The 14,247-nt window shown below is 34.8% G+C and carries 10 protein-coding genes; 4 read left to right on the top strand and 6 right to left on the bottom strand.

From position 1 onward, the window contains the following. Window positions 1–39: 39 nt before the first annotated feature. The 6 genes from GQR60_RS03640 to GQR60_RS03615 all read right to left on the bottom strand — a co-directional run bounded on the left by GQR60_RS03640 (window position 40) and on the right by GQR60_RS03615 (window position 8,201). Window positions 40–1,302: a nucleotide sugar dehydrogenase gene (locus GQR60_RS03640; protein WP_124991623.1), complete on the bottom strand. Its 1,263-nt coding sequence runs from the start codon at window positions 1,300–1,302 to the stop codon at window positions 40–42. Window positions 1,303–1,553: 251 nt separating this feature from the next. Further along, window positions 1,554–2,645, bottom strand: coding sequence for a Gfo/Idh/MocA family protein (locus GQR60_RS03635; protein ID WP_225441324.1), 1,092 nt, complete (start codon window positions 2,643–2,645; stop codon window positions 1,554–1,556). 118 nt (window positions 2,646–2,763) lie between these two features. Beyond that, entirely contained in the window at window positions 2,764–3,342 is a 579-nt protein-coding gene (locus GQR60_RS03630; RefSeq protein ID WP_124991622.1) for an acyltransferase, read from the bottom strand. Then, window positions 3,306–4,532 (bottom strand): DegT/DnrJ/EryC1/StrS family aminotransferase, encoded by a 1,227-nt coding sequence (locus GQR60_RS03625; RefSeq protein ID WP_225441323.1) that lies wholly within the window; start codon window positions 4,530–4,532, stop codon window positions 3,306–3,308. Before GQR60_RS03625 ends, GQR60_RS03630 begins: the two co-directional genes overlap by 37 nt. A gap of 515 nt (window positions 4,533–5,047) precedes the next feature. After that, entirely contained in the window at window positions 5,048–6,262 is a 1,215-nt protein-coding gene (locus tag GQR60_RS03620; protein ID WP_160463403.1) for a sulfatase-like hydrolase/transferase, read from the bottom strand. A 781-nt stretch (window positions 6,263–7,043) separates the two neighbouring features. Continuing rightward, entirely contained in the window at window positions 7,044–8,201 is a 1,158-nt protein-coding gene (locus tag GQR60_RS03615) for a right-handed parallel beta-helix repeat-containing protein (RefSeq protein WP_124991620.1), read from the bottom strand. Window positions 8,202–8,778: 577 nt separating this feature from the next. On the opposite strand from GQR60_RS03615, the gene GQR60_RS03610 reads away from it, so the two are divergent. The 4 genes from GQR60_RS03610 (at window position 8,779) to GQR60_RS03595 (ending at window position 14,234) form a co-directional block, all read left to right on the top strand. After that, window positions 8,779–9,051 (top strand): hypothetical protein, encoded by a 273-nt coding sequence (locus GQR60_RS03610; RefSeq protein WP_124991619.1) that lies wholly within the window; start codon window positions 8,779–8,781, stop codon window positions 9,049–9,051. 222 nt (window positions 9,052–9,273) lie between these two features. After that, complete coding sequence (locus GQR60_RS03605) at window positions 9,274–9,771, top strand: GbsR/MarR family transcriptional regulator (RefSeq protein WP_124991618.1); 498 nt, start codon at window positions 9,274–9,276, stop codon at window positions 9,769–9,771. 115 nt (window positions 9,772–9,886) lie between these two features. Beyond that, window positions 9,887–11,044, top strand: a complete 1,158-nt coding sequence (locus GQR60_RS03600) for an efflux RND transporter periplasmic adaptor subunit (RefSeq protein WP_124991617.1) — start codon at window positions 9,887–9,889, stop codon at window positions 11,042–11,044. A 37-nt stretch (window positions 11,045–11,081) separates the two neighbouring features. Beyond that, a complete protein-coding gene (locus GQR60_RS03595; protein ID WP_124991616.1) occupies window positions 11,082–14,234 on the top strand; it encodes an efflux RND transporter permease subunit in 3,153 nt (1,050 codons plus the stop codon). Window positions 14,235–14,247: the final 13 nt, after the last annotated feature.

Here is a 14,247-nt window from a genome sequence, read left to right as displayed (position 1 = left end):
GAATAAAACAGTCATCGCACTTTCTCCTGTTGATTGTTTTTATAACCGTCCGTCTACAAGATGACGTGGATAGATTGCTTTAACATCATAAACAACAGAATCGTGGCCATTTTTCAGGTTCTTTATATCTACCTTCCGAATTTCATCGTGAGCAACCGCTGCAACAATAGCATCGTACTTATTCCCATTCAGGTAAGGTATTATTTTCAAATCATATCTTTCCCTAACCTCAATCGGATTGGCCCAAGGATCATAAACCTCAACATTACAGCCGAACTCCTTAAGTTCCTTAATTAAACCTATCACTTTCGAATTTCTGATATCCGGGCAATTTTCCTTAAAAGTTATTCCCATCACCAAAATATTTGATCCGGGAATACGGAAACCTTTCTTAACCATTTCCTTGATAACATTAAATGCAATGAACAAACCCATATCATCATTTAATCTTCTTCCTGCCAGTAAAATTTGAGGATTATACCCCACTTCCAAAGCCTTGTGAGCTAAATAGTATGGATCAACACCAATACAGTGCCCGCCAACTAAACCTGGTTTAAATGATAAAAAATTCCATTTGGTGGAAGCGGCTTCTAAAACTTCATTGGTATCAATCCCTAGTTTGTTAAAGATTACTGCCAGCTCATTTACAAATGCAATATTTATATCGCGTTGTGAATTTTCAATAACCTTTGCCGCTTCAGCTACTTTAATTGATGATGCCTTATAGGTTCCGGCTGTAATAATTGATTTGTAAAGCCGATCAACAAAATCAGCAATTTTTGGTGTAGAACCGGAAGTAATCTTACAAATTGTTGTAAGAGTGTGTACTTTGTCCCCTGGATTAATTCTTTCCGGAGAATAGCCGCAATAAAAATCTTTATTATAGACTAAACCGCTGTATTCCTCCAACACAGGAACACAATCTTCTTCGGTTGCACCTGGATATACTGTAGATTCATAAATTACAACATCGTTTCTTTTAAGTACCTTCCCAATGTATTTAGAAGCATCAAAAAGAGGTGTTAAATCCGGATGATTATTTTTATTTACAGGCGTTGGCACCGCAACGATATATACATTATATCCTCTCAACTGATCCGGATCGCTGGAGAATTGCAAATGAATGGATGATTTAAAATTATCAGCCCCCATATCTTTTCTCCAATCCAAACCCAATTTCAGGTCAAGCACCCTTTTTTCGTTGATATCAAATCCCAGCGTTGGATATATTTTACCAAATTCCATTGCTAAAGGCAAACCAACATACCCAAGTCCGATAACGGCGATTTTCACATTTTTCATCTGAGTATAATTTGTTTTTTAGTTGTCGGATAGCCTGTCCATATAAATCCGGAGAACTTATCATGAGGAAATAATCATGCTCGTGTGTGAGTTACTAATTATTAACTTATGAACGTTTCAACCATTACTTTATTTACACAAAAAATATCAGGAATATCACACATTTCTTATAGTGATTTGTATCGGTTTAACTAAGAAGCTGCTTATTTTTTGGAAATTTTATCAAAAAATAAATGAATTTTAAACAGTTTCTAAATATCATTCTGATTTACTCCATTTAATTTATAATTCCTTACCCATTCATTTTTTTGTTTTATTTCAATCAAATCTCTTAACTGATAAATTCGTTCAATAATATCAACAACTTTCAAACCTTCAAGTGCATTGGTGGCTATAACTCCATTATTCTGAATCTTATCAACCACATTTGCAATCACGTAATGATGATTTTGAGCAGATCCTTTATAAGCTCCATAATCTATTGGAGGATTAGATGGTTTTAGTTCCGGCATGGTGTAATTTTCTATGTCACAATAAACAACCTCATTCATATACTGACCAGCCACTTTAATCGTCCCCTTTTCACCGATAATGATTATAGAACTTTCCAAATTTCTTTTATAGACTGCAGTTGAATAATTTAAGCATCCGATTCCTCCATTAACAAATTCGAAACTCACAACACCCGAGTCCTCAAAATCCGTGAGCTTGGCGTGTTTAAAATCCTTAAATATTCCTTTCACATTCTTAATATCTCCAAACAGCCAATACACAATATCAATAAAGTGTGAAAATTGTGTAAATAATGTTCCACCATCCTCTTTTTGCCGTCCTCTCCAAGAATTTGGTCGATAATATTGTTCATCCCTGTTCCAAAAGCAACTCAATTGAACCATATAAATCTGACCTAAACACTCCTGATTCATAATCTCTTTCAGCCATATTGCCGGTGGAGAATATCGGTTTTGTTTTACAACAAAAATATGCCGAGAAACCTCGAGAGACTTATACAACATCCGCTCAGCATCAGATTTACTTAACGCCATTGGTTTTTCGCAAACCACATGATATCCCATATTAAGAGCATTTATGGACATGTTAGCATGCAAACCATTTGGCACACACACATTAACAACATCCATCTCTTTATGATTTAACAACATCTCATCATAATTCCTATAGAAAGGAATGCCTGGAATATAAAGTTCCAATTCTTCCAATGGCAACAGGTCACAACAAGCAACTATTTCAGCATCATTATTGCACTTGATCATCTCCAGGTGCCGCTTCCCAATGTGCCCCATCCCAACAATTCCAAACCGAATTTTTCTACTTTTCATCATCACCAAAACCACATTTTACAAACAAATCTGCACAGAGGCATAATGTTGGTTAACATCTATAATTCAATCATTTAACTTCTCTCATGATTGAATAAATTTAGATCCTATTCCAATATACTCACTCATTCCTCCACACCATTTCATCTTTAATAAGATATTCCTGACCACTTTCCCAGCAAGTTGCGAACCCATTTTCATCAAAATTCAACCTATGTCCATATTCACTTACCCAACCAATTTGTTTAGATGGGTTTCCTACAACTAAAGCGTAATCTTTAACAGATTTTGTTACCACCGCACCTGCTCCTACAAAAGCATATTTACCAATTTCAGTACCACAGATAATTGTTGCATTGGCTCCGATACTAGCTCCTTTGCGGATAATCGTTTCTTTGTAATCATTCTTTCTGATAATGGCTGACCGCGGATTAATTACATTCGTAAAAACCATAGAAGGTCCCAAAAACACATTGTCTTCACAAATTACTCCGGTGTATAAGGATACATTGTTTTGCACTTTTACATTCTCGCCCAAAATAACTCCCTTAGCTACCAATACATTTTGTCCAAGATTACAATTTGGACCAATTGTGCATCCACTCATTACATGGCTAAAATGCCAAATTTTTGTTCCTTGCCCAATACTACAGTCTTCATCAATTACAGCAGATTCGTGGGCAAAATAGTTTTCTTCCATTTAAATTTATTGTTTGAAATAGGAACATTTATCAGGATATTATTCATAATTGTCTTAATGGAATCAGTGATAAATTTCAATTCATCCACTTTTATTTCCGTATGTATTGGGATTGATAACACTGTTTCACTTAGTCGCTCCGACACAGGTAAACAGCCAGTTGGATAGTCCGGGTTGCAATATGCTTTTTGCAGATGAAGAGGAATTGGATAATAAATCATTGAAGGAATTCCTCTTTTTTTCAGTTCATTTTGCAGTTTATCTCTTATATACCTAATATGAAATCGATCACTTAAATCAATTTTAAGAGTAAACTGATTGTAAACATGCGTTGAGAAGTTTGAACAAGAAGGAGCTGAAATGCCCCGAACAGATCTCAGTTGACTATGGTAATAGGCTGCTGCACACCTTCTTTTTTCAGTAAATTCGTCCAGACAGCGAAGTTTAATTCGCAGAATGGCCGCTTGAATACTATCCAATCTGGAATTGCAACCAATAACATCGTGGTGGTATTTTATTCTTTGACCATGATTAGCCATCATTCCGGCTCTGGCTGCTAATTCGTCACTGTTTGTAAATAACGCTCCTCCATCACCAAAGCATCCCAGATTTTTTGATGGGAAAAAAGATGTTGTTCCAAAATCACCTATAGTTCCAGCCTTAACCGACCTTCCATCAGAATAATGGTAAACAGCTCCAACAGCCTGTGCTGTATCTTCAACAATCTTTAAATTATATTTTTCTGCGATATGGGTTACTTTTTCCATATCTACGCATTGACCAAAGAGATGTACTGGAATAATTAATTTAGTTTTTTCTGTAATTTTCTTCTGTACATCATTAACATCCAAGTTAAATGTGTTAGGATCTACATCCGCAAATACAGGCTTCAACCCAAGTAATGAGATTACTTCTACGGTTGCAACATAAGTAAATGATGGAACAATAACTTCATCTCCCGGTTGCAATTGCAGAGCCATAATTGCCAATTGCAAAGCATCGGTGCCATTGGCGCATGGAATAACATGCTTTATGCCCATCCATTGAGCGAATTCCTCAGAAAAACAGCTTACATCCGGGCCATTTATAAATTTACCTGATAGTAAAACTCTATTTATTGCTGAATCAATTTCATCTTTTAATCTGGTGTATTGCCCGATCAGATCAACCATCACAATCTCCCTACCCATCTGATTTTTTTTACAAAGTTTCAAGTATACAGCTACAACATCAAAATTGCATAATGATGTAATATGTTAGATTAAATTTAGAAGAGGGAGGGAGGAATAGAGAGAGGTTTATTAAGGCAATAAAATCCTAATAAAGGAAGAACTTGGGCACTACTTCGTTTCCTCAATCCCACGAAATAAAGAATGGGATTGAATTGTTTCTTTCTCCAAAGCTTTGCTTTGTGAGGTGAAATTCACTGAAACAAAATTGGGCTAATATTTTATTTCTTAATAAAATTATAAAGCAAACAATTACTTAATTTCGATCATCGCAGTTCATGTATCTTATTTATTTTCTGTTTGCAAGTAATACAAGTTCAAACCATTTTAAATAATAATCAATGAAAAAATTGTTAAATCTGTCGATTTAAATAAATTCTTTTACAAAATATTGTTTTCCTTCCATAAAACACCCTTATCATTCCATAAGAAAAATTAAACAAATACTCTGTAAACATAGTGTTTATACCGTTTTCTCATCTTTTGTAATTGATTACAAATGGATTTGAATCTAAAATTCCTTTCCCCTTTATCAAATATCTTTTATTCCTGAATTTATTAATAAGATATTTTCGTTTAAAATTAATTTTATACAGCAATTCATCAATAAAACTGCCTTCTCTCCAAACTTTGTCCTTCTCCGACTTTAGGTCTCTGTATACAGAATGTACCACATCCCATTTTTTGTAATAGTAGATCTCATCTAACCAATAGAGTTTTCCCCTACCCTTTTCTTCAACTTGCCTCTGAAGAAGATTTACATTCTCTCCAGGATCAGCTTCCAAATCATAGAGTTCTTCTTTTTTACCCCTCTTATTGAAGATATACTTAAAATTGTCCTTAACAACTGCTAATTTCCGGTTTTCCTGCAGAAAATATTGAGTATCAACAAATACATGATCATTATGAATTATTTTACCTTCAAGAATTATATCCATTAACTGAATATGGCTGGTAGGGAATTCAATTGTTTTGTTGCCATCAATCCTAGGTGTAATCAGAGGAACTTTAACCGCACTTTCATAAAGATGAAATCCATATACCGGAACCCCTTTAGACATATTCATATGACCATGATCAGAAGTAATGTAAATGGAATCATCACTAAAATGTTTCCGCATTTCACCAATAAACTCGTCAAAAACTTCAATATCTGAATCATAGCATGTTTTACCATACAAAACATGTGGAAAATGAACCCAAATAAACACTTTAGTCTCAATAATCTCTAAAACTCCATCGACAATTTTACTTAATGTTTCCTGAATAACAGCCTCCTCATCGATTCTCTTTATTCGTTCAGAGCCAACTTTTTGCTCAATATCCAGATTATGAAAATTCGTCTTCTCTCCGTATATTTTCGTATAAGGAACCACATTTTGAAACCAACTTTCACCCCAAAATATATGGCATGCATATCCCTTACTCTCCAGAATTCGAAATAATGATTCTCCTTTAAAAACTTCAACTTCAGTAAATTCCTTTCTGTCCAATTCATGACAGTATTTTCCTGTGAACATTGAAGAGTATGACATTGCTGAGGTTGCAGCGGCAGTGTAGTGCCGGTGAAAAATGGTTCCCTTATCCGCCAACTCATCAATATTTTTAGTTTTCCACAATTCACTGCCATAACAACCTAATGCTGCTGTTCTTAGCGTATCTTTCGAAATCAGAAGTATTTTTTCTTTCACATCAGTTCGTTTTAATATTCGTAAATTAGCAACACTATAATTATCAGTTTCTGCAATAAGTTATGGCAGATGATTTAATATCAGGGAATAATACCATTTTACAGACAAATTTGCACAGAGGTATAATGTCGTCCCGGGTTCTCGGGACTAAAACTCAATTATAATCAGATTCTTTGGGAGAAATGATTGAGTAAATTTAGATACTAATCGGTATAAATGCAGAAGAGGCAAAAAACATGGTTCAGATTCCTCCATTCTGTTAAGTAACTATTTTTAGAAATCATTTCTAATTATGCTACATACAAGTTCAGAACATATATTGTAAAAAACAAATATCAGCCTGACAATGGAAATTATCAAACCAATATTGTCCTAATTGATTTTAACAATTGGACTTTCCGCCCAAACCCGACATCATTTCTTGTCTTGAAACAAGAAACGAAGCAAAGAAATTCAAGGCTGCTTTTTAAAAAACTTCCTTATTTAATTCAAACCTAAGTGCGTACGGGCGATCTTCGAACAAGTTCTCAGCTTCCCGGTCTTACTAAAGGTTTGAACTAAAACGAAAGCTCTTTAAAAAAGATGCCAAGCAAATACCTAACTTAAATTGTACCCCTTAAGATTATCACGAGCTGTAAGTCTTTATAAAAGAAGTAATTAATACTTATTCTCAAAAAACGTTTAGGACGCAATTGTTATCAAACATATATTTTTTTATGCAAAAAGAGCCGTATCAATCAAGATACAGCCCTTTTCCATCCTATTATTTTGCGCTTGTTAATTATTTAGCTTCGTATGCTCCGGCATCTAAATCAGACGAGCTCCTATTTTTATCTTCCATATCCTTTCGAGGGAAATCAAGAATTCCAACTGCAAAATTGAGCGCTTTAGAACCTGAAATCAGATGAAAATCTCTATCTGTAAAGTCTGAAAAACCAAGATCCCCGCTACTTACCAGATTTTGAGATTCAATAAATGGATTCGATGTTGAAACATCAACATAATTAATATCTCCATCGGTTCTAATTAGTATATTTCCCAAAGATTCTAACTCACTTTCCATGCTTTTCCAGGTATTGGCATAAATAACAGGTTTGTTGCCGGATAATAAAGTATTAAATCGGACTGTAACTTTTCCAAGAGGTGAGTCTTCATTTGACATGTAAAGACTAATCGCATTTTCGAAATTATCAAAGATCACATTGTTTTCAATTAATAATGTGCCATAAAAAGCAGAATGATCACTTGAGAAAGATATGCCACTGGCTTTTCCATCATAAATTTTATTTTTCGAAATGGTTCCATAAGATCGTACACTAATTCCTACTCCTTTACCATCTTCCGAACCACATTTAGATATGGTATTTCCTTCAATCATAAAATTTTTCCCGCACAAATAAATACCGTGCGGAGTGTGTCCGTCTATATTAACAAGACCCACTTCATTAATTATATTACCCAAACACTTAGTATTAATATGATCTTCCCCAGCAAATATTCCTATTCCTGAAACATTATAAATCTCATTTCCTTCAATTAAAATGTCATCGGAGCTTTGACCGGCTTGTAAAAAAATCGCATGCGATTGCAGATTCCTGAAAATACAATCCCTAATAATCACGTGATCTACAGTCTTAATTAAAAGAGCAATATCAGACATGTTTTCAAATGTACAGTTACGTATTATCAAACTATCATTTTCATGACCATCAATAATCAAGGTTTTATTAAAAGTCTGATTTTCAATTATTGGTCTATTCTCAGTATTAGTACCACCAGTAGTGTCTGCAACTGTTGTGCCGTCATTATTCCCGTCAACTATTGGTTCAACAATCTCGGTTGAATCCTGCTCTTCAACTAATTCATCATCACAACTTGCAAACGAAAACCACATGGTCAATATCATCATTACTGCAATCACTCTACTCTTATTTCTCATTGATATTATTATTAAAGATAGTTTATTTTCTTATTATTTTTTTTGCAAAAAGACACCTCATTCCAAACTATTCGTTTAGATTATTAATCAAATATTAACCAAAGTTTGAGGAATAAAACTGCTGTAATCACTCTGGATGAATCAACATTAAAATATCGTGAGGGGTAAAAAAATGGATGATTTTGAGGAATTCAAAACCTTTCTTTTTATTGGAAGGATTATCAAGATGAGCTTTCTTTTGTAAGCTCTTAAAGCGGAATCCAATATATGATCCTTTCTCTTTCAATTTTGCCATCAGTAATTAATTAGACATTTTTCAACTTCACAACTCACTTAGAGAATTCTGTGCCAAAAAAATTTCATCCACTGGGTTGAAACTTTCTAAGGCATTTAACGGACGGGAAATGTGAATGTTACAAAAGTTTAAGTATTTTTAATCAATCTAAACAACAAAAATTCAAATTTATATAGTGTAGAAACAATCCACAGTGCGTGAAAGTACTACACGAATCGAAGTGACTAATTATCATATCAATAAGCATTCCATGTAAAACATTTTGTCAGCAACTTTAAGTACATGACTGATTCATTAAAATCAAGCAATATTCATATTGATGGATTTTTTCTTAATGTTGATGCAGGATTTGATGCGCAGGAATTTAGAAAACATTGTTACATCTGTGATGTAATTGATAATATTGATCAAAATAAACGCGCATGTGAAAATGACGTTTCATTCTTTGACAAATTACTTTATAAGCAACAGTTTGTTGTTGAAAGAATCAATGCATGGTTAAATACTTTTAAATCGATACCTGTACGTTTTGAAACAAAAAAACACATTGGTTAGCTCCGAATATCTTTGCTTTTATCATTATTTTACTTTGACATCTTTAAACAACTTCATTAAATCGAATCCATTTTTTCCCCAACGAAATATCAATTATTGATACATTTAAATTTATTATTGCTCTTCCATCGATTGCATAAGATTCTTTTTATTTTTTTAACATTTTTTAGTTCGGTTGAAACCGAACTAAATGTATATTTGTTCCAGAAAAACTTAAGAAAAATGAAAAGCAGTAAAGATTTGGAAGAGGAAAAGAAATATTTAGTGGAAAAGTTTGGTCTGTTTATGGAGGGACAAGAAAAGTTATCCCCTATCGGAGCGAGAATTTTCGCGACCCTTTTCATCAATAAAGAAAATGGAGCCACTTTTGATGATTTGGTTCATTTTTTAGGTGCCAGCAAAAGTACGATCTCCACTAATCTTCAGAGTCTCACCAAATCGAATATGATTGTGTATTTTACAAAACCTGGTGACCGGAAAAAGTACTATACCTTATCACCTGTTGGATTCATTTCTAGAATTGAAGAAAAAATAGCTGATTATAAAACAGAACACTTTTTGGTTGGACAGATATTAGAGTACAAAAAAACAGCCAATGGGATTGACCGGCAATATGGCTCTAATCAAGAAACGCCCTATTTAGACTACTTATCAAATACTGTAAGACTTCTGGAACAGCTTCGTGATCAAATAAAAGCGAAATGCCCAATAACTAATTAAATATGAAGTAAATAACATCAACACCTAAACAAATTTGGACTTGCACAATCAACAAGTTCGCTATATATAGAACTAAAGGAACTAATTAAAAACAATTTATACATTTATTCAAATCATGAAAAGAAATTACATCTTAGCAAGTATGGCCATTATCCTACTTGGTTTATCATCTTGTAAGGATTCATCGCAACCACAAATGGCTCGTGGGCCAATGCCATTCCCTGTACAATCAGTGAAAAAGGAGAACATTACTATTTACACAGAATATGCTGCAAATATAGAAGGAGAACAAAACATAGAAATTCGTCCTAAAGTGGATGGTTTTATTGAAAAAATTTATATTGATGAAGGCAGCCAGGTTAAAGAAGGACAGATTCTGTTTAAATTATCTGCCAAAACTTTAAATCAGCAGGTTAAAGCTGCCGAAGCAAATGTTGAAGTAGCAAAAGCTCAGGTGGTATCAGCACAAGTTGATGTGAATAAAATAAAACCTTTGGTAGAGAAAAATATCATTAGCGCGGTACAATTAGAAACATCAGAAAGCAATTTGAATGCTGCGAAAGCTCAGTTGATAGCTGCAAGAGCAGATTATATGAATGCCAAAGAAAATTTAGACTATACTATTATCAAGAGTCCGGTTGACGGAATTGTTGGAAGTATACCTTATAGAATTGGAAGCTTAGTTGGTCGTACAGAATCTCAACCACTTACTACAGTATCCAATATTAGTAATGTATATGCTTACTTCTCTTTAAACGAGAAACAATTATTACAATTCAACCGACAATTGAACGGCAATAGCGTTAAAGATATGATTAAGGCATTACCTGAAGTTGAGTTAATCCTTGCAGATGGATCAATTTACAATCAAAAAGGGAAAATTGAGACCATTAACGGAATGGTAAACCCAAGAACAGGAAGTGTTAGCTATCGTGCAATTTTCTCAAATCCAGACAATTTATTACGAAGTGGTATTAGTGGAAAAATAAAACTGCCATCTAACATAGATCAGGCAATTATTTTACCGCAAAAATCGACCTTCGAATTGCAGGGAAAACATTTTGTTTATCTTCTTGGTAATGAAAACAAAATAGAGTCTAAAGAAGTATTTGTTTCAGAAACTCTTGGTAATGATTTTATTATTGAAGAAGGACTTACTGAAGGACAAGTATTTGTTGCCGGGGGATTAATCAAACTTAGAGAAGGAATGCAAATACTTCCACAAACCGGCTCCTCAACTCAACCAGACAACAGAGCATTTTCCAAAAAATAATATCAGGTTTTTAAACTGTAAATAAAAATCACATTTCATGTTAAGAAAATTTATTGAACGGCCGGTATTGTCGACTGTAATATCCATACTCATTGTAATTTTGGGAGTTTTAGGACTCTCTACTTTACCCAGAGAGCAATTTCCTGATATTGCACCTCCAACCGTGCAGATTTCTGCTACTTACCCTGGTGCCAATGCAGAAACTCTGCTAAAAAGTGTTGTCGTTCCTATAGAAGAAGCCGTTAATGGTGTAGAAAACATGACCTACATGTCCTCTACTGCCAGTAACGATGGAAGTGCAACCATAAGTGTTTACTTTGAATTAGGAACCAATGCTGATATTGCAGCAGTTAATGTTCAAAATAAAGTAGCAACAGTAAACAGCAAATTGCCGCAACAGGTAATTCAAACTGGAGTAACCACAAAAAAAGTTCAGAATAGTGTTTTGATGTTCTTTTCCGTTTTTACCGAAAACGAAGATTTAGATGCAACATTTATTGAGAATTATGCTCGTATCAACCTAATCCCTATGATCAAAAGGGTTAATGGTGTTGGTGATGCCAACGTTTTTGGCTCACGTGATTATTCGATGAGAATTTGGTTGAAACCTGAAAAAATGGCCGCTTATGGTCTTACTCCTCAGGATGTAGTCAGTGCCTTGAATGAGCAGAATTTGGAAGCTTCTCCAGGTAAATTTGGAGAGAATTCATCTCAGTCATTCGAATATGTTATTCGCTACAAAGGAAAACTTTCCACAAAAGAAGAATACGATAATATTATTCTTCGTTCGGAAGGTAACAGTAATTTCCTTCGTCTGAAAGATGTTGCAAAAGTTGAGTTGGGTGCCTTTAGTTATGCTACCAATAATATTACCAATGGTCATCCATCGGTAGCAGTTGCGGTATATCAAACTTCAGGATCGAATGCTCAGGAAATTATCAAAGAAGTAGAACGCACACTGCAATCTGCTAAAAAGAATTTTCCTAAAGGTATTGACTATGTGATTCCTTTCAATACCAATGAATTCTTAGATGCATCAATCAGTAAAGTAATTACTACCTTAATCGAAGCATTCCTTTTGGTATTTTTAGTGGTTTTTCTTTTCCTTCAGGATTTTAGATCAACCTTGATTCCTGCAATAGCAGTACCAGTGGCAATTGTTGGAACATTCTTCTTTCTGAACCTCTTTGGCTTCTCTGTTAATATGCTGACACTATTTGCCTTAGTACTCGCAATTGGTATTGTTGTAGATGATGCCATTGTTGTGGTTGAGGCGGTTCACGCTAAGCTTGATCATGGTGCGAAGAGTGCTAAAAAAGCTACTATATCGGCCATGAGCGAAATTACCGGCGCAATTATTTCCATTACTTTGGTTATGTCGGCAGTGTTTATTCCAGTATCCTTTTTAAAAGGGTCAACAGGAGCTTTCTACCAACAGTTTGCAATCACGCTTGCAGTTGCTATTGTAATTTCAGCAATCAATGCATTAACCTTAAGTCCTGCATTGTGTGCTCTTTTACTTAAGCCACATAAACCAAGTGAAGAGCACAAACAAAATTTACAAAAAAGATTTTACACTTCATTCAATACGGGATTCGAAGTAATGACTAATCGATACGCTAACTCGGTCCGCTATTTAATTCAGAGAAAGTGGTTAACTGGTGTAATATTAGTCGTTTTCATCTCCTTAGCTGGATGGTTTTTCAAAACTACTGCAACAGGATTTATACCTAACGAAGACCAAGGAGTTATTTTCTGTGACATCTCATTACCTGCCGGAAGTACTTTGGATAGAACAGGCGAAGTTGTTACTAAGGTAGAAGCAATTATCAATCGTATTGATGTTGTTCAGGAAAAAATGTTTGTAGTTGGCTTTAGTATGTTAAGTGGCTCCAGAGGTGGCTCAAAAGCTTTCGCTGTAATTAAATTAAAAAACTGGAAAGAACGAAAACAGGACAATCAAAAAGTAGATGCAATAGTTGGACAATTATTTGGAATGACAGCAGGAATAAATGAAGCAACAATATTATTTTTTGCTCCTCCAACAGTCAGAGGTTTTGGTAATTCTGATGGTTTTGAAATGCGTTTGCAGGATAAGTCGAATGGAGAATTTGACGACTTGATGGCCAAAAGTGGTCTGTTTCTGGGTGCATTAAACCAACGACCGGAAATTAAATATGCGAGAACTTCTTTTAATACAGGATTCCCACAATATGAGATGGAAATAAATGTAGAGAAAGTAAAAGAAGCTGGCATTTCAGTAAATTCATTGTTTTCAACCCTTCAGGGATATTATGGAAGTTGGTATGCTGCCGACTTTAACCGGTTCGGAAAACAGTACCGTGTGATGATTCAGGCTGCTCCCGAAGATCGTGAAACAATTGAGTCAATGAATAATGTGTTTGTTAAAAATGCTCAAGGTGAATTGGTTTCGGTAAGTCAGTTTGTAAACATGAAAAAAGTAAGTGGTCCTGATGTTGTTAACCGTTTCAACCTTTTCAATTCAGCAACCATTAACGGCAATGTGAATCCTGGTTACAGTACCGGAGATGCCATTAAAGCCATTCAGGAAGTTGCAGCAGAAACATTACCATCAACCTACGGGTATGAATTCTCTGGAATGACACGTGAGGAACAAAAAGCAGGAAATCAAGCCATTTTAGTTTTTGCACTGAGTTTGATATTCGTGTATTTCTTACTTGCAGCGCAGTATGAAAGTTACATACTACCCTTCTCCATTATTCTATCACTTCCTATCGGAATATTTGGAGCCATCTTTTTTGTAAAGATGATTGGATTAGAAAACAACATTTATTTCCAGGTGGCCTTGATCATGTTGATTGGTTTGCTGGCAAAAAATGCGATTCTGATTGTGGAATTTGCCTTACAGCGTCGACGTCAGGGAATGGAATTGATGCAGGCAGCCGTTGAGGGAGCAAAAGCACGTTTACGTCCTATTTTAATGACTTCGTTCGCATTTATTCTGGGAATTGTACCATTGATGCTCGCAAATGGAGCCGGTGCAGTTGGTAACCGCTCAATAGGTACAGGTGCAGTTGGAGGAATGTTAATTGGAACCCTGTTTGGTGTGTTTGTGATTCCTGCCTTCTTCGTGATTTTCCAGACAATTCAGGAAAAAATTACAGGAGCTCCAAAACCGGAAGACAACGAATTGGAAACTGCAGAATAATATAGAGAAAGAA

The organism is Labilibaculum euxinicum, assembly GCF_009795715.1.
Taxonomy (GTDB): Bacteria; Bacteroidota; Bacteroidia; order Bacteroidales; family Marinifilaceae; genus Labilibaculum; species Labilibaculum euxinus.
The sequence above is the reverse complement of the archived record's forward strand: the minus strand, read 5'-3'. Positions and strand labels throughout refer to the sequence as shown.